The organism is Chryseobacterium sp. HNCC26DJ240 (assembly GCF_057180485.1).
This window is the reverse complement of sequence record NZ_JBXUGK010000008.1, coordinates 96,430-119,675: the sequence shown is the minus strand read 5'-3', so window position 1 is coordinate 119,675 and position 23,246 is coordinate 96,430. Positions and strand designations below refer to the sequence as shown.

20 protein-coding genes are annotated in these 23,246 nt (G+C 35.5%); 3 read left to right on the top strand and 17 right to left on the bottom strand.

Going from position 1 to position 23,246, the window contains the following annotated elements; translation table 11 throughout:
- Positions 1-2 precede the first annotated feature (2 nt).
- Both rplD and rplC read right to left on the bottom strand, forming a co-directional pair.
- A complete protein-coding gene (rplD, locus tag AC2A1G_RS16645; protein WP_484048031.1) occupies positions 3-632 on the bottom strand; it encodes a 50S ribosomal protein L4 in 630 nt (209 codons plus the stop codon).
- Positions 623-1,249, bottom strand: coding sequence for a 50S ribosomal protein L3 (gene rplC, locus AC2A1G_RS16640; protein ID WP_484048030.1), 627 nt, complete (start codon positions 1,247-1,249; stop codon positions 623-625). The genes rplD and rplC overlap by 10 nt, the downstream gene beginning before the upstream one ends.
- Before the next feature lie 681 nt (positions 1,250-1,930).
- Here rplC and AC2A1G_RS16635 point away from each other — a divergent pair.
- The gene (locus AC2A1G_RS16635) at positions 1,931-3,670 is read left to right on the top strand and encodes a tetratricopeptide repeat protein (protein ID WP_484048029.1); all 1,740 of its coding nucleotides are present in this window, start codon (positions 1,931-1,933) and stop codon (positions 3,668-3,670) included.
- A gap of 46 nt (positions 3,671-3,716) precedes the next feature.
- On the opposite strand, the gene AC2A1G_RS16630 is transcribed toward AC2A1G_RS16635, so the two are convergent.
- The 14 genes from AC2A1G_RS16630 to AC2A1G_RS16565 all read right to left on the bottom strand — a co-directional run bounded on the left by AC2A1G_RS16630 (position 3,717) and on the right by AC2A1G_RS16565 (position 19,685).
- Positions 3,717-4,391 (bottom strand): hypothetical protein, encoded by a 675-nt coding sequence (locus AC2A1G_RS16630; RefSeq protein ID WP_484048028.1) that lies wholly within the window; start codon positions 4,389-4,391, stop codon positions 3,717-3,719.
- A gap of 10 nt (positions 4,392-4,401) precedes the next feature.
- A complete protein-coding gene (rfbD, locus tag AC2A1G_RS16625) occupies positions 4,402-5,262 on the bottom strand; it encodes a dTDP-4-dehydrorhamnose reductase (RefSeq protein WP_484048027.1) in 861 nt (286 codons plus the stop codon).
- A 1-nt stretch (position 5,263) separates the two neighbouring features.
- Positions 5,264-5,749: an acyl-CoA thioesterase gene (locus AC2A1G_RS16620; protein ID WP_484048026.1), complete on the bottom strand. Its 486-nt coding sequence runs from the start codon at positions 5,747-5,749 to the stop codon at positions 5,264-5,266.
- A gap of 66 nt (positions 5,750-5,815) precedes the next feature.
- Complete coding sequence (locus AC2A1G_RS16615; protein WP_484048025.1) at positions 5,816-6,319, bottom strand: OmpH/Skp family outer membrane protein; 504 nt, start codon at positions 6,317-6,319, stop codon at positions 5,816-5,818.
- 74 nt (positions 6,320-6,393) lie between these two features.
- Positions 6,394-6,933: an OmpH/Skp family outer membrane protein gene (locus AC2A1G_RS16610; protein ID WP_484048024.1), complete on the bottom strand. Its 540-nt coding sequence runs from the start codon at positions 6,931-6,933 to the stop codon at positions 6,394-6,396.
- Positions 6,934-6,935: 2 nt separating this feature from the next.
- Positions 6,936-9,473, bottom strand: coding sequence for an outer membrane protein assembly factor BamA (gene bamA, locus AC2A1G_RS16605; RefSeq protein ID WP_484048023.1), 2,538 nt, complete (start codon positions 9,471-9,473; stop codon positions 6,936-6,938).
- A 29-nt stretch (positions 9,474-9,502) separates the two neighbouring features.
- A complete protein-coding gene (gene uppS / locus AC2A1G_RS16600; protein WP_484048022.1) occupies positions 9,503-10,252 on the bottom strand; it encodes a polyprenyl diphosphate synthase in 750 nt (249 codons plus the stop codon).
- Positions 10,253-10,257: 5 nt separating this feature from the next.
- Positions 10,258-11,151: a DUF6089 family protein gene (locus AC2A1G_RS16595; protein WP_484048021.1), complete on the bottom strand. Its 894-nt coding sequence runs from the start codon at positions 11,149-11,151 to the stop codon at positions 10,258-10,260.
- A gap of 307 nt (positions 11,152-11,458) precedes the next feature.
- Positions 11,459-13,948: an exopolysaccharide transport family protein gene (locus AC2A1G_RS16590; RefSeq protein ID WP_484048020.1), complete on the bottom strand. Its 2,490-nt coding sequence runs from the start codon at positions 13,946-13,948 to the stop codon at positions 11,459-11,461.
- A 1-nt stretch (position 13,949) separates the two neighbouring features.
- Positions 13,950-14,783, bottom strand: coding sequence for a polysaccharide biosynthesis/export family protein (locus AC2A1G_RS16585; RefSeq protein WP_484048019.1), 834 nt, complete (start codon positions 14,781-14,783; stop codon positions 13,950-13,952).
- Between the two features lie 33 nt (positions 14,784-14,816).
- Positions 14,817-15,947, bottom strand: coding sequence for a glycosyltransferase family 4 protein (locus AC2A1G_RS16580; RefSeq protein ID WP_484048018.1), 1,131 nt, complete (start codon positions 15,945-15,947; stop codon positions 14,817-14,819).
- A 37-nt stretch (positions 15,948-15,984) separates the two neighbouring features.
- On the bottom strand, positions 15,985-16,992 hold the full coding sequence (locus AC2A1G_RS16575) for a glycosyltransferase family 2 protein (protein WP_484048017.1): 1,008 nt from the start codon (positions 16,990-16,992) through the stop codon (positions 15,985-15,987).
- 149 nt (positions 16,993-17,141) lie between these two features.
- The gene (locus tag AC2A1G_RS16570) at positions 17,142-18,212 is read right to left on the bottom strand and encodes a formimidoylglutamase (protein ID WP_484048016.1); all 1,071 of its coding nucleotides are present in this window, start codon (positions 18,210-18,212) and stop codon (positions 17,142-17,144) included.
- Positions 18,213-18,599: 387 nt separating this feature from the next.
- Positions 18,600-19,685, bottom strand: coding sequence for a glycoside hydrolase family protein (locus AC2A1G_RS16565; RefSeq protein ID WP_484048015.1), 1,086 nt, complete (start codon positions 19,683-19,685; stop codon positions 18,600-18,602).
- On the opposite strand from AC2A1G_RS16565, the gene AC2A1G_RS16560 reads away from it, so the two are divergent.
- Both AC2A1G_RS16560 and AC2A1G_RS16555 read left to right on the top strand, forming a co-directional pair.
- Positions 19,661-19,837, top strand: a complete 177-nt coding sequence (locus AC2A1G_RS16560; protein WP_484048014.1) for a hypothetical protein — start codon at positions 19,661-19,663, stop codon at positions 19,835-19,837. The genes AC2A1G_RS16565 and AC2A1G_RS16560 overlap by 25 nt on opposite strands.
- A 78-nt stretch (positions 19,838-19,915) precedes the next feature.
- Positions 19,916-20,530 (top strand): hypothetical protein, encoded by a 615-nt coding sequence (locus AC2A1G_RS16555; protein ID WP_484048013.1) that lies wholly within the window; start codon positions 19,916-19,918, stop codon positions 20,528-20,530.
- A gap of 126 nt (positions 20,531-20,656) precedes the next feature.
- On the opposite strand, the gene topA is transcribed toward AC2A1G_RS16555, so the two are convergent.
- The gene (gene topA / locus AC2A1G_RS16550) at positions 20,657-23,230 is read right to left on the bottom strand and encodes a type I DNA topoisomerase (protein ID WP_484048012.1); all 2,574 of its coding nucleotides are present in this window, start codon (positions 23,228-23,230) and stop codon (positions 20,657-20,659) included.
- Positions 23,231-23,246 lie beyond the last annotated feature (16 nt).

Sequence of the window (23,246 nt, the reverse complement as noted above, 5' to 3'; positions counted from 1 at the left end):
ATTTATTTCTTTAAATTTTCCTGGAATTTTTCTACTGCACCTTCTAAGAATACGATCTCACCTGCATTGATAAGGTCATAAGAAGAAATTTCGTTGAATTTCATCACCTTAGTCTTAGGCAAGTTTCTTGAAGATAAATATACATTCTTGTTTGTATCAGGAAGAATGAATAAAGATTTCTTATCGTTTAATGACAATGCATTCAATACAGTGATGAAATCCTTAGTTTTAGGAGCAGCAATGCTCAATCCTTCAACAATTTTGATGCTGTTGTCTCTCATTTTCTGAGAAAGAACAGATTTTTTAGCTAATCTCTTAAGAGCTTTGTTCAATTTGAATCTGTAGTCTCTTGGCTTAGGACCGAATACTCTACCTCCACCTCTAAATGTAGGAGATTTAATATCACCGTATCTAGCAGAACCAGATCCTTTTTGCTTCTTAAGTTTCTTAGTAGAAGCTGTAATTTCGCTTCTTTCTTTTGATTTATGAGTACCTTGACGCTGAGCAGCAAGATATTGTTTTACTTCTAAGTAAACCGCGTGCTTGTTTGGCTCAATACCGAATACAGATTCGTCTAGAGTTACTTTCTTTCCGGTTTCTTTTCCTGATGTATTTAATACTACTAGTTCCATTTTCTGATAATTACATAAGAATTTTTAGCTCCCGGAACAGCACCTTTTACTACTAAAAGATTTTGTTCTTGATCCACTTTTAATACTTGAAGGTTTTGTACAGTTACCTGCTTACCTCCCATTCTACCTGCCATTCTCATTCCTTTGAATACTCTTGAAGGATCCGATCCCGCACCGATAGAACCTGGAGCTCTAAGTCTGTTGTGCTGACCATGAGTAGCTTGCATTACACCTCCAAAACCGTGTCTTTTAACAACACCTTGGAAACCTTTACCTTTTGAAGTTCCTGTAACGTCAACAAATTCACCTTCTGTGAACAAATCAACTTTTACTTCTTCTCCTACTTTTACTTCGTCTACGAATTCTCTGTAGAATTCTACCAACTTAGCTTTAGGAGCAGAACCAGCCTTTTTAAAATGGCCGGCTAACGCTTTACCAACGTTCTTTTCACTCTTGTCATCGAAACCTAACTGAACAGATTTGTATCCGTCCTTTTCAATGGTTCTGACCTGTAAAACCGAGCATGGACCAGCCTGAATAACGGTACACGGCATATTTTTGCCGTTTTCGTCAAACAGAGAAGTCATCCCGATTTTTTTTCCAATAATACCTGACATTATTTATATAATATGTTATAAAATTTTCTTGTATTCACTTTCATTTTTCGGGATCTCAAATAATTACCAAGTTTGAATTGGGCATATTCCTCCCCTAAAATGAGTGTGCAAATGTATGAATAAAATTTAATTTGACAAATATTTATTGTAAAATATTTTGATTTTTAATGATTTACGAAGTTTTAGAAAAATTACAGAAGAAATATTGAAGATTAGCGAATCATTCTGTCAATTATTTTAGAAATAATTCTTAAAGAGAAAACTGGATTTCGTGCAAAACATTGTTCTTTATGTTAAGTAAAAATTCAGGTTTAAAAATAAAAAAACACTTACCCGGGAACGAATAAGTGCTACAATTTTCATCATTTGTATCAGTAGAATCTACATGCGTAAAAAATAAACGTGGTTATTAGTTCATTTATTTTAGCAGGATTAACATCTTTTATTAAATTAAATTTCGTAAAATTAAATTTTAAAAGAAAGATATTCTACTCCTTTAAGCTGTTCCAAAATTATGTTAACTTTGTCATCAGCGCAAAAATGGTGGGTGGACAAATGGGTGGACATTTTAAAAATCATTAAACATCAACACTTTAGAAAAAAATATTTTTAAGTAAAAATCAAATGTAGAGGATAAAAACTCCCACTACAACATAAAAAGCATAGCGTGCATCTTCATTTATGACAGCAAAAAACCTTACCTTTTTTCTGATGATTTTCTTGAGCATTTATATTAGTGCTCAGTTTTCGTTCACAGGAAAAGAGTCGTCAAGTTCTGACAAAGCAGTGATTGAAGCGATAGCCAGAAAATACACAGAATATGAAGACCGCTCTCCCAAAGAATACTCTAATTTTATTGAAAGTTTTTTAAAAAAGCATCCTATAAAAAGTGCTCAAGTAAAAGAAATTGTGACGCAGGTATTCTTAGCACGAAAAATTGCTAAATCCCAAGACAAACTCAATCCTGTAAGTGAACACTATTTTGAGAAAGCATTATCTGCTGCAAAAAAAATAAAAAGAGAGGATCTTGAAATCTGGACTTCCCTACATTACGGATATTACTATTATTATTTCAGAAAGTATGAAAAATGCTTCCCTATCTTTATGTTCTGCATTAAAGAGCTCGATGCCGGGACTGACGATACGGTAATTCAGGCAAGCGAAACGTATAAAAAGATTGCTTATTTTCTTACCACTACCGAAGACATTCAAAAATCTGAAGAATATTTAAATAAAGCCAAACAATACGCCGAACCCAACAGCAGTGAGATGGCAAGCATCTACAATTCACTGGGGTTTTGCAAAGCAAAGAATAAAAAATATGAAGAAGCAGAGCAGTATTTCAACAAAACTTTAGAAATTGCCAGAAAAAGTGGCGACGAAGTGCGCTATGCAAAAGCGTTGGGAAGTCTTGGTGAACTTGAGATTGAAAGAAAGAACTTTGAAAAGGCCTTTACTTTAATAAAAAAAGACATAGAAATCTCCTCAAAAAACAAGAGTGATCAAAATACAATGTATGCACTCACCCTCCTAAGTGATGCTTACTTAAAAAATGGTCATATCTTACAGGCACAAAAATATCTTCAAAAAGCACAGGAAATTTCTCAGATAAAAACATATTTCAGAAGTTCAGAATATAAAATTAATGAACTTAAACTAAAAATAGCAAAACTTCAGGGAGATGATAAGGGCGAGCTTCAGGCAAGACGCAGACTGGAAAGTCTGAAAGATTCTCTAAAAGATTTTGACGCCAAAGAAACGGTTCTTCGGGTAGGATGGGAATCTCAGAAAAAGCAACTCCAGATGAATGTAGAGATGGAGAAAGCCGGACATGAAAAAGAATCTTATCTGAAGATTTCTGCTATAGTGCTTTCGTGTATGCTTCTAATATTAATGGTATTTATCATCCGTTCTTACCGTCATAAAATGAAGAGTAAAAAAGGAGAATACGACAAAAAAGTGCTTACCCTGATGATTGATAAAATAAAATCTGAAAACAAACTCAATAATACGCACAAAACATTACAATCTTACCAAACCTATCTTTCTGAAAAGAATAAACAGATTGAAGAGCTTGAAAAAGAAATGCAGAAAGTAAAAAACTCTTCGTTTTCGGAACTGGAAGAAAAATCCGGTGAATTGCAGAAACTTTTAGAATCTCATCTGATGACAGATGAAAACTGGAAAAACTTCAGGAACGCTTTCATACAAAAATATCCTACGCATTATAAGGAGCTTACCAATCAGTTTCCAGATCTTACAGATTCGAACCTCAGAATTATTATTCTTACTAAATTGAATATGAATAATACCGAAATTTCACGCCTTCTTGGTGTTACAATCGATGCAGTGAAAAAAGCCAAGCACAGGCTAAGAAAGAAATACGAAAACGACCACGAGAGTCTTTTTGAGCAGATTTAAAATTCAATCATAAAAAAACTCAAAGAAAAATTCTTTGAGTCTTTTTTTATTTTTGGGTATAGATAATCCTTAAAAAATCACCATACGAACTTTCGAGTCCTACGATGTCTCCTGATTTTAAATTGAGACCACCCACTCCGGATTCATCGGCTTTTACTTTTGAGGATGATGCCTGAAAATAGTATGAAGTGCTTTGATCCTTAACATGAAATTTAAGGGTAGAGCCTAACAATTTTTTAGTGGAAATGGTATAAACTTCACCGCCGACCACAGGAATTGTAAGATAAGATCTTGATTCTAAAATATAATCTTTTCGGTTGACATTGATCTTTTGGTCTTTGTCGGAAGACGCAAAGATGTAAATTGATCCATCCTTTTTAGGAAGGCTCTCTTTATTTACATAATATAAATTCAATCTGTAATGAGCTGCATCAAATTTTGAAGAAGATCCGTCGATGGTTTCGAATGGTTTTATGGAAAAAGAATTAGCACCGATTTCTTTCGCCTTTTTGTAGATGGCAGAAAAAACGGCAGCGTCATCATTAGAAAACCCACGCACTTCCACTTCTCCCAAATATTCTGCCTGCTCTGTTTTTTCAGGTAACAGGATCAAAAACTTATCTGCATTATCATTGATTTTTTCCACTTTGTTCAAAAGAACATTTTGTGAAAAAACTATTTGTGAAATCAATACGAGAAGTATGATTTGAAATTTATTCATTTACTTAAAATTAATTTTGAAGAATTGCAACTGCTTCCTGCAGGCTGTTTTCCCAATGTTTAGGTTCGATTTGATACACTTTTTCAATCTTATCTAAATTCATAGTACTTCTTTTTGGTCTTTTTGCCGGCGTAGGATATTGCTCGGTCTTTAAAGGGTTCAGCTTAATGAAAGAACCTGAAAATTCAGCGATTTTTTTGGCAAACTCAAACCATGTTGTTTCCGGATAGTTTGAAAAATGGAAAATTCCGTAGGTTTTTGGTTCGGTATCAATGATTTTTAAAATGGCTTCTGCCAAATCGTTTGCATTAGTGGGTTGCCCAAACTGATCCCCCACAATTCCAAGCTCGTCTTTCTGCGAAAACAAGTTGAGCATTGTTTTCACAAAATTCTTATTAAACTCAGAGTAAAGCCATGAAGTTCTAAGGATAACTGTTTTTGGATTATTTTCCAAAGCCAACTCCTCACCTTCTCTTTTAGACGCACCGTAAACTCCAATCGGACTGGTAAAATCGTCTTCGGAATAATCTAAATTGGTTTCCCCATCAAAAACATAATCAGTTGAAACATGGATGAGTGTGGTTTTGTATTCTTTGCAAACTTCTGCTAAATTTCCTACCGCAACAGCATTTACTGCGAAAGCTTTTTCTTCTTCCTTTTCAGCCAAATCTACTGCGGTGTAAGCTGATGCGTTGATACAGAATTCTGGTTTATTGTCGTAGAAAAAATCGTCAATCTGATTTTTATCTGTGATATCTAAAGTTTGAGAATCTGTGAAAATAAACTCATACTTGCTCTCAAAATCGAAAGCGAGTTTCCTGATACAGTTTCCTAATTGCCCATTTCCGCCAATTACTGCGATTTTTTTCATGCTACGAATTTTTTGCGTTTTGTGATCTTAAAAATTTTACTCTCGACTGGAAATCTTTCTGCTCAAGATCAACAAAGAATTTACCGAAAGTCTCAATAATATCCTGAGGATGTGCCTCGGATCTTCTGGTTTTCATATTAAAATAAATAACGGTAACCCACATTACAGCGTGAATGGTATTTTCGTCTGGACTCTTCATTAGAATTTCAACTTTTGCCGTACGCTCGTTAATTTCTATGGTTTTACTGCTGATAACTACCTGCTGATTGTAACGGACTTCTCTCAAATAAGCAATTTCGTTCTGAACCGTAATCCATGTACAACCGGTTTTTTTTGTATATTCTTCATATGTAAAGCCGTAATAGGTTTCTACATGATCTTCTCTGGCATTAAACATATAATCCAGATACTTCACATTGTTTAAATGACCTATCGGATCACAGTCGCTGAATCTGACTTTTACCGTTGTTGAGACTTCTTTTTCCATGGTACAAAAATAAAAAAACCACCTTTAATAAAGAATAAAGGTGGTGATTATTATTTGGAATTAAAATTATTTAATTGCCAATTCTTTTTTTACAGCATCTGTGATGTCTGCACCATTTTTGTAAACCAATGAAGTAGAGTTACCGTCTAATACAAACTCGTAACCTCCTGCTTTAGATACTTTTTCGATAGCAGTGTTTAATTTTGCCTCGATTGGGTTGAAAGCTGCATCCTGCTTAGCCTGAAGATCTTTCTGAGCTTTTTGCTGCATTGCAGTGATTTCGTCCTGAAGTTTTTTCATTTCGTCACCTCTCAATTTGTTTTCAGCTTCAGTTTTAGTTTGAGCTTCTTTCATATAAAGATCATACTTAGTTTGAGCCGCTTCCATTTTTTTCTTGATTTCAGCTTCTTTAGTATCTGCAAAAGCTTTAAGATCTGTATCCGCTTTCTTTTTTTCCGGCATTGCATTAAGCACTCCGAATACATCTAAAGTAGCAACTTTTTGCGCTTTAGCCATTCCGAAAGAGGCCATCATCAATATCGCTGCAAATAATACACTTAATTTTTTCATAATAGGTAAATAGATAATTTTTGTTTTTTCTTTGATTGCAAAAATAGTAAAAAGTTAACAACTGCAATCTGAATTTATTTTTTGCTCTTTTTTTCTTTGTCTGTTCCTTTTAAAAGAATGTCTAAAACCTTATCCGTATAGTCATATCTCTTCTGAAGGAAAATAACATTGTTGTCTGTTTTATCAAGAACCATGCCCAGTCCGTTTTTTTCGGACATTCTCTGAATCGCCGCCCAGATCTGATCCTGAAAAGGCGTCATCAAATTAGCTCTCAGTTTACTGATTTCTCCTGTAGAGCCAAATCTTAAACTTGTTGTAGTCTTGATATTTTTTTCTAAATCTAAAACTTCTTTCTCACGAAGCCTCAATTGATCACCAATTAATAAAACTTTTTCATTTTCAAAAGCTGATCTTTTCTTTTCATATTCAGACTGTAGATTTTGCAAATCGTTTTGCCATGTGTCTATCTGAGAATTTAATCTTGCTTCAGCTTCTTTGTATTGTGGAAGCATTCCCAAGATATATTCTGTATCAACAACGCCTACTTTCTGAGCATTTACAAATGAAAATGCAGAGAAAACGAATAGAAAAATAAAAGCTTTTAAAGTTTGCATAATTATAAAGATTGATTCATTAAGAAGTGTGTCTTCCAACCTGCAGGTTCTGTTCCTAATACTGTTTTGTCGAAACCATATGCGAAGTCAAAACCAATTAAACCAAAGGCTCCCATGTAGACTCTTACCCCTACACCAACTGATCTTTTTAAGGTAAATGGATTATAGTTTGTCCATGAGTTCCAAACATTACCACCTTCAGCAAAAGTCAGTGCATAAATTTTCGCAGTTTGGCTCATTGAGATTGGATATCTTAACTCTAACGTAAATCTGTTGTAAATAGTACCTCCACCTGTTGGCGTAATATCATCTAATGTTCCACCATAAGTAGAAGCATTTTCATAACCTCTCAAAGGAATAAGCTCTCTACCATCAAATCTACCTCCGAAAAGACCGGTTCCACCAACGTAGAATCTCTCAAACGGTGGTGCACCCAATGCTTTGTCGTAGCCATCCATAAAGCCCATTTCCGCTGAAGATCTCAAGACAAGTTTGCCAAGAACTTCGTTGTAAACGTCTGCTTTAAATTTAATTTTATAGAACTCCATCCACTTGTACTTCTCCACAGGCGTCATTGAAGAATAATTCCTGTCTTTGAAAAGTGAATATGGCGGTGTAAATTTACCTGATAATTCAATATTTGAACCCGTTGTAGGGAAAATAGGATCTATACCTGCCGAGTTTCTGCTTAAACCAATATTTACACTTAAGTTATTTGCAGTACCATATAATTCTGTAGAAGTACCAAATTCAAAAGGATAATTGCTGAAATTATACTTTTGGAACTGAAGCCCCGTATATAATGAGAAATAATCATCCGGCCATCTTAAACGTCTGTTTAGACCTACTGATGCAGAGAAAATATTCAATCTCTGATCCGGACCATTGTATTGGCTATAGTTTACTCTTGAATTATTTAAACTTACAGAAAGTGCTGTTGGTCTTGTGCCAAACAACCATGGCTCTGTAAATGAAATCCCGTAGTTTTGGAAATACTGTCCTGCCTGAGCCTGAATAGACAATGTTTGCCCATCACCCTGAGGTACTGGTCTGAAGTCTTTGAATTTAAGGAAATTTCTCAAAGAGAAGTTATTAAATGTAAGACCTAAGGTACCTATAAAACTGTTACCACCGTAACCTGCCTGAAGCTGAACCTGTGAAGATCCCTTCTCAACTAATTTCCAGTTTAGATCAACTGTATTGTCCTGTTGATTTGGATTGATATCCTGACCGATCTGTTGAGGATCGAAGAATGACATTCCTGCCAAATCAAAATAAGTTCTTTTAATCTCAGATTTTTTGAAGAGTTCACCTGGTTTTGTCATTAATGAACGAAGAATTACGTGGTCATGAGTGGTTACATTTCCTTCCCAAGTCACACGGTTCCAGGTAGCCTGCTCACCTTCATTAATACGTATTTCAAGATTTACAGCATCTCCGTTTACCGATTTTTCTACAGGAGTTACGTTTGAGAATAGATAACCATTATTCATGTAGATAGACTTGATGTCAGAATCATCTTCTTTACCACCGTCTTCACCTACTTTTTTGTTGAAACCTACGGCATCGTAAATATCTCCTTTCTTGTATCCCAGCATTCGCTGAAGATATTCTGTAGGATAAACTGTATTTCCGGTAAAAGTAATATCACCGATGTAATATTTTTTACCTTCTGTAAGTTTTACGTTGATTTCGTAATTATTTTTTTTATTTCTCCAAACAGAATCTGAAACTATTTTAGCATCTCTGTATCCCAAAGAATTGTAGTAATTCACAAGACTCTGTTTGTCTTCCTGATACTTTTCTTCGATGAATTTGGATGACTTCAGAATACCTCCGATACCAAATCTTTTTTGTTTGGTTTCTTTGAAGGCTTTCTTTCTAAGTTTAGCATCGGTCACATTTTCGTTTCCTTCAAACTCTATGTGGCTGATCTTTACTCTTCTGCCTTTATCGACATTGATCGTCCAGTCTACCATGTTCGGGTCATTGGCATTCACTTTATCCTGAATACTGATGCTTGCGTCTGCAAAACCTTTCTTCACATAGTCTTTAGGAAGATTTGTTTTAAGACTTGAAACAAGGTTTTGGGTAATCTTCGTTCCTGGCTTCAGATTGTTATCTTTTGCCAGTTTTTCATTTTTGGATTTACCAATTCCTTTTCCTGTAAATTTAACTTCTCCAAGCTCCTTAAGATCCTGAAGATAAAATTTTAAAACTACAGTTTGTCCTTCAACACTCTCTACATACACTTCTACCTCAGAAAAAGACTGTGTGTCCCATAGCTTTTTGATCCCATTACTGATCTTTTGCCCGGGAATATCTACAATCTCTCCTTTTGACAGACCTGTAAATCTCAGAATCTGAGCAGGTGTGTATTTTTTTACCCCATCCACAACAATATCTTTAAGAGTATAAGCTCCCTGTTGATTATCTGCCAGTATGCTCGTGTTTACAGCGGTACTGTCTTGTGGTGTTACTTGTCCATAAAAATGTGCAGAAGCCGCAAACATAATGATGGGTAATAATCTAAACTTCATTTTATCGTAGTCTTTCTTTTCTAAAAAATTTACTGGATTTTGATTTGTTCTCCTGTGAGACCATATCTTCTTTCTTTGTTTTGATAATTTACAATACACTGAAAGAAAACATCTTTTGTAAAATCTGGCCAGAGAATATCGAGGAACTGTAGCTCTGCATATGCGATTTGCCAAAGCAGGAAGTTGCTGATGCGTACTTCACCGCTTGTTCTAATCAACAAATCTACAGGAGGGAAATTTTTTGTATATAAGTAATTTTCGAATAGTTGCTCGTTAATATCTTCAACTTCAATTTTTCCTTCTTTTACGTCGTTACCGATTTTTTTTACGGCATTCAGAATTTCTTCCTGAGAGCCGTAGCTGATTGCTAAAATCAGATTGCCTTTGGTATTATCTTTGGTAAGATCTACCACGTGCATCAATTGATCTCTTACCAAAGAAGAAAGCTTGTCTACATTACCAATTACATGCAGACGAAGACCTTTGGTGAAAATCTCCTCCGCTTCCAAAAGCAGTGTTTCGGTAAGAAGATTCATCAGAGTACTTACCTCCTCTTCGGGACGTTTCCAATTCTCTGAAGAGAACGTGTACAGCGTAAGGTAAGGAATATGAACTTCATTACATGCGTTAATTGCATTTCTTACAGCATCTATGGCATTTTTATGGCCAAAAGTTCTTTCTTCACCCCTGGATTTCGCCCATCTGCCGTTACCATCCATAATGATTGCAACGTGTTGGGGTAGTTTTTCGGGATCTATTTTATCTTTAATCAACGACATAATAATTAATCACAATAACAAGGAGGTCTTCCGAATGAGTAGGTAAGACCAAGGCTGAAAGTATTCAACCAATCTCTTGATTCACCATCACCTACATTTCTGGTTCTGATAAATTCTGCTTCTCTTTCTTTAGACACAATAAAATAGTTCCCTGTTTCAAGCAGTGAACCTCCCGTAGAAGGGCTCAAAATTTCAGCATTGTAGCTTGAGTTCACATCTGTTCTAAGAACTTTGCTGTGATCCAGCTGATCTGTTACTGCAAGTCTGAAAGTTGCTTCTGCAAAAATTGCCCATCCGTGGTTGAATTTATATTTTAAACCCACACCAAATGGTACAATAGGTGCTATTTTTTTTCCTAAAGAATAATCTACGGTAGTAACAAAATCAAGCTCATCAATAGGTGCCTGAGCAACGCCGTTGGCATCTCTTCTGTAATCATGTCTCACAGTAGCTTTTGGGGCATCAAACATAATTCCTCCAAAACCTGCAAAGATATATGGACTCAGCATACTGATTTGCTCGTTATTCACAGGGAAAAGATTGTATTCAAAAAGCAAACTTGCCTCATAAATATCATTCTTTCCAAAAGAATTACGGTTTCTTCTGTATTCTTCTTTTGCTGCTTTATCACTAAACTGCACTTGGTTGTAACCAACATCTAATCTTACAGTCTGATAAGGATTAAAATTAAATCTGTATAATAAACCACCATAAAAAGGAAAACCCCATTCAGAAGCTCTGTCTAAATCCAAAGGTTTTTGCAGGATATAATTTGTTTTGCCAATATCGCCAACAAGATTACTCATCCCCAATCGAATTCCCAATTCGTTTCTTTGAGCTTTCACTGATACCATTACACTAAAAATGGTAAGGAAGCTAAACAATAATTTTTTATTCATAAAAGAATACGGATTTATGGTTATTTTAAAATTTAATTTTTGCAAATATAAAACATTTTTATATTAATGATAATCTTAATGATTAGTTAAAAATAAACAAAAAAACATAATTAATATGTAACTAAACGGCAAAATGTTAAAAATATTCTTTTTATGCTATTTTGCACACGTTTTTTAAAATTTTGCAGGGTACTTAATTTTTTTTTAAAAACATTAAAAAAGACAAATCTGACCGAAACTTTTTTGCTGAAAACTAAGTGACATTATACTACAAAAAGAGAAAACCCTCAAAAAAGAGGGTTTACATTTATTTCTTGTTGAAAAACTCTCGTAATTTATTTCTTACTCTTATTAAGAATGGCTCTTTATAGTTTTTATCCTCATCAAAGTAGCCATAACCATAGCCATAACCGTAGCCATAACCATAGCCGTAGCCTTGCTTGGTATTGTAATCGTTGTACACAATTCCCAAATGCTTGATTTCGTTGTCGTGGTATTTTTCTGTAATCATTTTGAGCATATATTTCTCGGTATACTCATGTCTTACCACATATATATTGGCATCAGAATTCTTCATCAATTCGAATGAGTCTGCAACCAAACCTACCGGTGGTGAATCTATCACAATGAAATCATACATGGTACGGAGCTCATCTATGAACTGCATATTTTTTTCACTCATCAATAATTCAGAAGGATTCGGAGGGATAGGTCCTGATGTAGCTACATCCAAATTCGGAATTCTTGTTTTATTGATAATCTTGTCAATTCCCACTTCACCTGTGAGGTAATTTGAAATACCGTATTTATTATCAATGTTGAAATCATTGAAAATCTTCGGTTTTCTTAAATCCATTCCTAATAAAATGGTTTTCTTATCGCTCAATCCCAACACTGAGGAAAGGTTGATAGATACGTAGGTTTTTCCTTCACCACCCACAGATGACGTCACAAGAATCACTTTACTTTTGTCATTTTCACCGGAAAGGAATCGCATATTGGCTCTGATCCCTCTGAAGGATTCAGATACAGACGACTTTGGTTGCTCCAGAACGGTAAGCATAGTGTCTCCGTTTCCATTGTTTCCAATCACTCCTAATAGTGGGATTTTGGTAACGCTCAAAAGTTCTTTTATATTTCTGATTTTCGTATCTAAAAAGGCCCCGATTCCGATAAAAAACAAAGGTAGTAACAATAGCCCGCCCATAATCATCGATTTGGTTCCCTGCACATTTGGCCCGATAGGTCCCTGCCCAAGATTTTTTGCCGGGTCAATTACTGAAATATCAGATTTATTGGTAGCTAATCTCAGCTGGCTCTCATTCTGTCTTGATAAAATACTGTTGTAAGTAGCTTCAATCATGTTATAACCACGCTCTGCATCCAGATATTTTCTCTGCTTTTCAGGATAAGTATCAAGATCCAGATTTGCATTGCCGATTTGCTGATCTATCTTTGAGATTTCTGTTGTGTAAACTGTATGGTAATTTCTCAATGCACCGTTGGAATTCACTCTGGCCTCACTGATGAGTCTGTTGATTTCTTTCATCGGCTCAGAATTTGGTGTATAAATAGCCGACATTTCTCTCCTTTTGGCGTAGAGTGCTTTCATTTCAGAAACTGAAGCCTGGAAAAGCCCGTCTTCAAAACCTGCAGCCGTAGTGCTGATCATTTTCTCGAAATTCTGTCCGTCAACACTGTTTCTGATAGTATTAAGTGAAGTCAGCTTACTTAAAAGGTCTGCTTTTTTCGTTTCTAATTCCTTAATTTTTTCGAGAGATTTTTCGTCTCTGTTTTTAATATCGTAGAGTTTTTCTGAAGTTTTCAGATGATTCATGACTTGCGCACTGGAATCCAATTTCTTTCTGATGGCTTTCAGATTCTCTTCCAGATACTCTTTGGTGTTTTCATCCAAAATATTTTTATCTGCAAACCTTTTCTTTTGAAGTTCAGCAACAGATTTATTCAGGAAATTAACGGTACTGTTCAGATTATATCCTGTTTTGGTAATAATCATAATGGTATTGATTTCTTTATCGAAATCAACAGCCATGGTACCTACAATGCTGTTTACTGCATCATTTACAGTTGATAATTCAACGATAATATTATCAAGTTTTATCGATAAAGTCTTAGGATTGGGCACCAATCTGAATCTCAGGTTCGGAGTGGTATACCACTCGTTTACTTTTACTGTTTTGTTCCCTGGTCTTGCGTATCCATCAATGTTGTGATAGCCTTCAAATTCATAATTGTAAAGATTCGTAGATTCGCCCTCCTCCGGAAGCTGAACTTCGTATGCACCATTGGCTTTAGGAACTATAGTAATCGGATAATTTACCTGCTGCAGGTGCTTTCTGTCTATTTCTACAAATACAGGTGAATCATCTTTATCCAGATAGGTCGCTTTAATAACGCCTTTGGTTTTATAATTAACGAAAAGCCCCAGCTCTTTCACCAAAAACTCATTGTGAGTACGGGAAAGCAACATTTTCTTTAGATAAATCCCATCCTGATTCCCTCCTTGTCCCCAAATGAAGTTGATGGATTGATTTGGTGTAAAATAGCTTGCTGTATTGTTTGAAACACTTAAAGACAGATTTGATGCAAAAATGCTCTGCGCATAATATTTTCCGTAAACATAAGCAATTCCGTAGCCCATCATCAGCATTAATACAAACCAATACCAATTTCTGATCACTTTTCTTATAAAATGCTCTATATCAAAAACTGCAAAAGAACCCGTTTTTTCTTTAGGCTGAATCTTTTCTCCCTTATTTTCTCTTTCCGGAATCATATTATAGATTTTTGATAAGTAGATAAACTGATAAAGCCGTTGTAAACACCGAAACTCCGCTTATAATAGTCTGTACAGGGTCTTTTCCGAATCCGTTGAGACTTCTGCCTCTTGTGGTAAGATAAATTTCGTCACCATTTTGCACATAAAAGTATGGAGAATTCATCACATCCTGTCTCGTAAGATCCACTTTTGCTATTTTTATCCCTTCAGGAAGCTTTCTGTGTATTTCAATGTTTTTTCTGTCGATTGTTCTATTCAGACCTCCATTGATAGCAATAGCTTCTGTGAGGGTAAGTGTATTTTTCATCACCGTCTTCTCGCCCGTCATTCCTGTAGTTTCTACATCTCCGATAACGTAATAAGTAATTCCTGCAGTACTTAAACGGACTTCAGATTTACCTTCCTGAAAATTTTCGTTTACTTTCTCCTGAATTTCTTTAGAAATATCTTCAATAGTTCTTCCCTCTGCTTTTACGAAGCCAATTCCGAAAATATTGATATCACCATTAGAATCTACCTTCAGACCTCCGAAATAAACCTGTGCATTACCTCCGGTACCGCCACCTCCAGCCACAGTTATATTCACTGTGCTTCCCGGAGCATTTAACGCAGAATAGAATTGAGCCGCATCTCCTTTTGGAGTAGTTACTATATCAAGTTTTAATATATCATTTTTAGTAACTCTATAAACAGGGATATTATAGGGGATAAGTCCTTCTTCATTAATTACCAGACTTTCGCTGGGCTGCATATACTTTACATCTTTCGGTGCTATGCAAGATGAAAGAAAGAATGGTAAAAGTAGAAACAGGTAATAATTCAAATTTTTCATTACTGAATAAAATTAATTTGCAAAAATATAAATTTAAAGGTTAGGTTGTGTTTTTAGTTTTTGAACCTTCGTGACAATATCCGGGAGATAAGCTCCCAAAAAACCTAACGACAAGACAACAAATAACAAGAGATTCACATCAATGTGTCTGAAATAATAGGCAACAGCCACAATCATCAGGTAATAACACATAATATAAAAGCTTGATCTGCGATGGGTAAGATTCATCCTAATCAGTTTATGATGAATATGATTCTTATCTGCCTCAAAAGGAGACTTTTTATTAATAAATCTGATTATAATGACATTAAGAGTATCCACAATTGGTAAAATTAAAATCGCAACAGCAATTGCCGGAGCAGATTTTAAATGGTACCGAGGCATATTTGGAATTTTCTTATCAATAAAAATATCAATAAAACAAACTGCTGTAAATGCGAGCAAAAATCCCAAAAGCATAGAGCCTGTGTCACCCATAAAAATTTTTGTGGATCGGAAATGTGAAAGATTATAATACAAAAATGCCAATACAGATCCTATAATACATACCGACAGTATTACTAAAGGATAATTGAATTCCCCCAAACGGTAATAACTTATCCCGAACAAAGCACTGCACAGAACTGAATATCCTCCTGCTAAACCATCAATACCATCAATAAGATTGAAAGCGTTAATCAGAATAATAAAAGTAACCACTGTAAAAATTACACTGATGAAATAATTCAGTTCGTAAACGCCAAAAATCCCGAAAAGACTTCTTATACGTACATCTGATCCCATTACCAAAACCACAGAAACCAAAACCTGAGCAATCAGTTTTTTGTAAGCTCTCATCACCATAATATCATCCATCACGCCAACGTAGAGCAATATTATTAATGAAGCGAATAGAAATTTATACAAATCAAAAATTTCGTGGGCAAAAATAGAAGCACAGATTCCTATGGAATAGAAAATAGCAATACCTCCCAGATTAGGTATTTTTCTGAGATGAGAGCTTCGTTGCCCAGGCTCATCCATCAGGTTCTTTCTTCGGGAAATTTTAATGATTGTAGGAACTGATAAATAAGTAATGACGAATGAAAACACAAAAGCCAAGCCTACTTTCAGATAAAAAAAGGGAAGTCCTGTTTGCAATAAGAATAATTCAAAATTCTTCATTCCGGTTTGTGTACAGCTTCAAATCAGCATGAAATTTTCACAGTAATTTCTTTAAAACTCCGTAAAAACCGCTAAAGTAAAGCAGATAATAAATTTTTTTTTTCAACGGCAAAGATAACAGATAATTTCTATCAAAACGATTGTAAATCAATATATCTTTAAAATTAATATTCCGTTGTTGCATGAAAAGTCTCAGTTTTTCACTCATTATTTTAAACAAAACATCATCTTTCACAAAAGCCAAGTAGGCCAAAAAAGTATAAACTCCTTCCAGAATCTGAAAGTTTTTGAGTTCTTTTGACTTCGATGAATAAGCAGATTTTTGAAATTCGGCCTCTACAGCTTCCACAGCCTTCAAAATATCCAAACCTTTTTCGGTATGTGTTTTTGAGATAGAATTTGTTCTTTCCAGATATTGATAATGATAATTTTGAGTCTGAGCCAAAGTTTTGCATTCCAATAAAAGCTGAGGAATGAGTTGAATATCTTCAAAATGAGCTCCTTTTTTAAATCTTTTAGTCTGAAAAAGCTCTTTTTTAAACAATTTATTACAGGCAAAATAACTTAAATCTGAAAAAACTGAAAAGTTACTTTCTAAATCAATTCTTTCAGGCATATTCGGAATTTGTGTCAGCTTTTGAGTAATGTCTCCATGCTCATCTACTTTCTGAATGTTACAGACCACCATTTCAGCATCATTCTTTTGAGCCAGAGAAAGCATTTCTTCAAACATGGTTTCGGAAACATAATCATCACTGTCTACAAAACCTAAATAATCTCCGGAAGCATGGTCAATTCCAAAATTTCGAGCATCACTCAAACCATCGTTTTCTTTAGTGAAAGCTTTTATTTTTAAAGGAAATTTAGATGAGAAACTATCAATAATTTCTTGCGAACCATCGGTGCTTCCATCATTTACAACGATTATTTCAACATCCTGTAAAGTTTGATTCACCAAAGACAACAGGCATTTTTCCAGATATAATTCGACATTATAAACCGGAACAATTACCGAAACCGTGTTTGTTTTTGAATGATTTGTCATTATTTTGATTTCTATACCAGCATTTCGCAGCTTAAATCCCGAGGAATTTATTTTCTCTACAAAAATTCCGCAACTTCGCAGCTCAAATTGTTTTAGATTTTTACTTTATGCTACCGATATTACGCGACTTCGTCGCTTCGCATCAAGTTTTAAACTCTTGTAAATCTTGCATTCAGCCAGCCTTTTTTGGCGTCGTCAAAATCTTTTCTTGAACAAGGAATGCAGTTTTCAATATTTTCATCATCACCAAAATACCACAGACTGCTGAAAGTATCACGCTTGAAAGCGTACTGTCTGTCGTTGATCAGCACATAAAAAAGTTCGTACTGCCTTTCTTTCGGATGAGATTTCTGAATATTGATTCCTTCAATCAAATACCAAAGCATTTGTGCTAAGAGCTGATGGTTAAGCTGATTTTCAGTGTAAATATTATAATTAAAAATTCCTACAGATTTTAAATTTTCGCTTAAACCAATTTCTTTCATGTAAGCACAGATTTCTCTTCTGTTTAAACCATTGACCTGCGGATTTACCGAAAAAGCATCACTGAAACTTTCCACCGCATCGCAATTGACAGTTACCAAATCTGCTTTTCTGAAAAAAGGTTCTGTTTTTTCTGTAGAATTCATCATTTCAGCCAAACGTACGATGTCAAATTCTACTTCTTTGATGAGTTTTACAGAATCGCTTTCATTCAAATGTTTCTGATAGCCTAAGTGATGGTAATTTTTAATTGAGAAATTTTTTGAGCCGAAAATCTTGCCTAAAAAAGTGTGTTCGTTGATTTCCTCGCCTTGTTTTAAGGAAATTATATTGCTGATCTGAGTATAGTTGATGTTTTTCTGATGAAAATTCAAACCAGAAAAAAGAGAAAATGCAAAGTCATTTGATCCGCCAACAATCACCGGAATAGCTCTTTTTTGATGGCAAGCCGATAAAACTTCCTGCAAAATATAATGAGAATCTTCAATTGTTTTACCGGAAACAAGATCACCAAGATCTACAATCGGAATATCAAAATCCAGCTGAGAAAGCTGGTAAAATTCTTTTCTGATGGATGTAAAATCCTGTACTTCAGCCTCACCTTCTGTACCACGATAATCTGAAACAAAAAGCAAAACAATACTGTCTTCTTTTATTTCTTTGGTTATTCTGTTTCCTATTTGCCAGTTTTCTGTTCTGAAATTTCTGGGTGAGATAATAAAATCTTCAAAATTCATGCGTTTAGCTCCTTTAATAGCCTCAAAAATATTAAAATAAGATGAGTTCAGTGTAATAAAGTCTGTAAATAATTGGTTAAAACGCTATAGATGCAAAGATTTTTTGAAAAGCACTCTCTATATTTTTCCGGTCGCAAAGGCGCTTTGCTCAGCAAATGAAAGCTGAAAAAAAATTATAATACTGCCAAGTTAAAAAACCAACATTTCTAATGCATGTAGCATTGCGACCTTTGGCTGAGCGAAGCGCCTTTAAAATCCTTGCGTTAAAAAAAACATCAGCAAAGCAACTCGCTGATGGTTTACAGTAATAAATATTAAGTATAAGAATTTTTTGTTCATTCAACGCTGGCAGGGTTTTGAACCCTGCCAGCGTTCTTCCGTAGAAAATCAGGATAAAATCTCAAACACAAAAGTCGTAGAAGTTTCAAAACTTCCGCCTTGTGTGGCTCCAAACAAAAACTGAGGTCTTTTACCTTCTTTATCCATTAAAACCATTGGCCTTTCCAGTCTTCCGAATCTTTTCAGATGTTTTGGTGGTTCAGCTTCAGTAATGTATTTTTTTAGATCTAAATAAGCAACTTCAGGTTTCGTCCATTTGACACCATCTTTTGTGGTTAAATGCAAACCATATTCATGATTATAAAAACCCATATCTCTAGCAATCATATGGAATTTCCCACTCTGTTTCCAGACGAAAGCATCTTCCAGCTGCGCATTATCGGGTAGATTTGAAAAATCAATCACAGGATTTTCTGAAACTTTCACATAAGGACCTTCGGGTTTCAAGGCTTTTGCCAAACCATATTTTCGGTTTCCGCGGACGGTTCCTTTTTGGGTTTCGTATTCTTTGGTATTCCACGATTTGTAAAACAGCCAGTATTTTCCGTCGTTTCCTTTTACAAAAGCCGGATTTGTAGTACAATGGTCATCCCATGATCCTTCTTTTCCTGGAAGCAGCAATGGCTGGTCAGGTCTTTCCCATTCTCCAACGAGACTTTTTGAGGTTGCCAAGCCTATTCTTTTGGTATTGGTTTTTCCGTTGGAAGTCCCCATAAAAAACAAATAATACTGGTCATCAACCTTCTTAATTAAAGGATTATGACAAGTGGTAGCATCCCAAAACCCCTTCCCTCTTGGGCTGAGAACAACTTCTTTATGTTCAAATTTATCAAATGGAGAATCTGCTACTGCACGACATATTTCAGAACCGTTGAGCCAGCCGCCCATTCCTTTTTCTTTTTTCCATCGGGAATAAAAAAGATGCACTTTTCCATCTTCGCCCCAAATCGGAGACGAGCACCAAATGTAATAACCATCGAGTTCCAAAGAGCGACCGATAGGTTTTAAATTAAAATAAGGTTTGTCTTCTGAAGATAATAATTCTGTAAATGACGAACCGAAAAACACCGCCGCCATACCCAATCCTGAGATTTGTATAAATTCTTTACGTGAAAAGTTTCTCGGATCTTTCATATCATAAAATTCTCTACAGCCAAGGTAATGGGATTGACTGTGCAGAGCATCCTGCACTTTCGGGTTCTCGTGAAATGGAAATGGTTTGCGAATTTGCAATCAATAATCTTTTGAAAGTATTGAAATTACCGATAAGTTTAAAAGATGATTAGTTATAACTACCACTAAACTAATATAAAAATTTATAGATTATATTTGAACTATTAAAATATGAAAACCATTAAGTCTTTATGAAAAAAACAATATTATTTTTCTTTATAATTATACAGTGTTTGAATTCTGTTTATGCCCAACAAATTTTTAAGAGCAAGGAATATGGTTTTCAAATTCAAAAACCGCCAAAATGGATTGAAGCCGATAATACAGAACTTCTTAAAAATCTAGAGAAATTTGACTTGACAGAAGAAAATCTAGCAAAAGTCATCTCTGACAACAGAGGTTCTATCTTGTTAACTTCATTTCATAAGTATGACACCAAGACTCATCCAGGATTGATCCCAACCATTCAAGTAAATGTCAGATTAAAAGGAAAAAGCGATTTCAAACAATTTAAAAACTCAATGATAGAAAGTACAAAAAGTTTTAAAACATTATTTGAGGATTTTAAATTTATCAAAGAGGTTAATGAAATTAAAATATCTGGAATAAACAGTCTATATTTTATCAGTCAATTTACAATGAAAACACAAGATGGCCAAGATTTAAAAGTTCGCAGCAGAACCTATGCAATTCCATACAGAAACTATTTTTTTCAGGTAAATTTTACTGACGGACAAGTTGGAGAAGATTCTACAACTGAGTTTGATGAATTGTTAAAAACAATTAAAATAGGAAACTTAGATTAAGAAGCCACTACGCAAAATTCACCTACTTTGTGCCACAAATAAATAAGCTCCGAAGTCAGGAGACTTCGGAGAGCAATAAAAAAGCACAGACCAAAAATCTGTGCTTTCTATTTTATTAAAATCTAATTATTTTTTCGCTGCCGGCTTCTTCACCGCAGGTTTCTTAACAGCAGTCGTTGCCTTTTTCGCAGGAGCTTTCTTGGCTGCAGGCTTTTTCTTTTCTGCGAAAGCTTTTGGATCCTGTGCAGTAATCCATTTTTTAACCTCATCGATGGAGACTTCTTTCAAGTCGTCGGCTTCGTATTTGGTATCGTCTTTTTTCTTTGGAATTTTGTAGATATTTTTTCCGTGTTTTACAATCGGGCCCCATCTCGCGTTTTCGATGGAGATTTTTTCTGCTTCCCATTGCTGGATGTAGCGGTTGGCTTCTTTCTCTAATTTAGCTTCCACCAATTCGTTGATATCACTTTGAGAAAGATTTTCGAAGTTGTATCTCTTAGGAACGTTGATGAAAATACTTTGATATTTAATGAAAGGGCCAAATCTGCCTGTTCCTTTTGTAATCGGCTCGCCTTTATAGTTGGCGATAGGAGCATCTGCCAGTTTCTTTTCTGCGATGATTTCTTCCGCACGTTTTTGATCTACAGAAAGCGGATCTTCACCTTTCGGAATGCTGACGTAAGTCTCACCCCACTTCACGTAAGGCCCGAATCTTCCTACACCAATCGCAACAGACAAACCGTCCACTTCATTTAAATCAAATGGAAGTTTAAACAGCTCTAAAGCATCTTCTAAAGTAATTGTCGCAATGTTCTGTCCGGATAAAAGAGAGGCAAAAACCGGTTTTTCTTCATCATCCTGCTCCCCGATCTGAATCATAGGACCAAATCTTCCGATTCTTGTGGTTACATTCTTTCCTGTTTTTGGATCTACACCTAAAAGGCGTTCTCCGTTGGCACGGTCTGCGTTTTCTTCTACATCTTCAATTCTAGGATGGAATTTTGAGTAGAAATCGGTCATCATTTCTTTCCACTTCTGTCCGCCATTGGCAATCTCATCGAAACTCTCTTCTACTCTTGCAGTAAATCCGAAGTCGAGAATTTCGCTGAAATTATCGGTTAAGAAGTCGTTTACCACTTCTCCGATGTCTGTAGGAACGAATTTATTTTTGTCGCCCCCGAATTTTTCGTCGAGAACTTCTTTTTTAATTTTATCTTTTACTAAAGACATCTTCACCACTTCTCTTGTCTGTGGCTCGATTTCTCTTTTATCAACATATTCACGGTTCTGAATAGTCTGAATGGTAGGAGCATACGTAGATGGTCTACCGATACCCAATTCTTCAAGCTTTCTTACCAATCCTGCTTCCGTGTATCTTGCGCTTGGTCTTGTGAATTTTTCTGTTGCGGTAATTTTTTTATAGTCTAAAACTTCACCTACAGCGACTTTCGGTAATAGTTTTTCGTTGTTTTCTTCGTCATCGTCTTCTGTTTTTACAATACCGTAAGCTTTCAGGAAACCATCGAAAATGATAACTTCACCTTGCGCTTCAAAATGTTGAGGAAGTTTTGAATCACCGATTTCAATGACGGTTTTTTCAATTTTAGCGTTCGCCATTTGGGAAGCAAGTGTTCTCCTGTAAATTAACTGATACAGTTTGCTCAACTGAACATCGCCAATCGTTTTTACAGAGAAATCTGTAGGTCTGATGGCTTCGTGAGCTTCCTGTGCCGATGAAGATTTTGTGGTGTAATTTCTTGGAGAAGAATATTCAGCTCCGTATTCCGAGATGATTTGTTTCTTTGCTCCTTCAATTGCTTCCTGAGAAAGGTTTACCGAGTCGGTTCTCATATAGGTAATGAATCCTTCTTCGTACAGTCTCTGCGCAAGACGCATCGTATTAGTCACGTTATAGCCTAATCTTGAAGAAGCTTCCTGTTGTAATGTAGAGGTTGTAAATGGTGCAGATGCAGAACGGCTTCCCGGTTTTGTTTCTACATTAAGAACTTTAAATTCAACCGTTTTCGCAAGTTCTAAAAATTTCTCAGCCTCTTCCTCTTTATCGAAATCTTTTTTGAGTTTTGCGGCGATTTCCTGAGAGGTTTTGTTTAAAAAGATTCCATCTAATTTAAAACTTGCTTTTGGAGTAAATGCACGGATTTCTTTTTCTCTTTCAACCACCAAACGTACAGCTACCGATTGCACTCTTCCTGCAGACAATCCCGGTTTTACTTTTTTCCAAAGTACCGGAGACATCTCAAAACCTACGATTCTGTCGAGAACTCTTCGTGCCTGTTGAGCGTTTACTAAGTTCTGATCAATATCTCTAGGGTTTTCAATTGCCTTTAAAATAGCGTTTTTGGTAATCTCGTGAAAAACGATTCTTTTTCTGTTATCGGCTTTCAGTTTTAATTCTTCTGCCAAATGCCATGCGATAGCTTCACCTTCGCGGTCTTCATCGGAAGCGAGCCAAACCATTTCGGCTTTCTTTACAGCTGATTTTAATTCTGTAACCAATTTCTTTTTGTCGGCAGAAACTTCGTAATCCGGACTGAATGTGGCCAGATCTATTCCCATTCCTTTTTTAGGCAGATCACGGATGTGCCCGAAGCTGGACTTCACCTCAAAATCGCTACCTAAATATTTCTGAATAGTTTTTGCTTTGGCCGGAGACTCGACGATTACTAAATTTTTCGACATTCCTGAAATTTTTGCA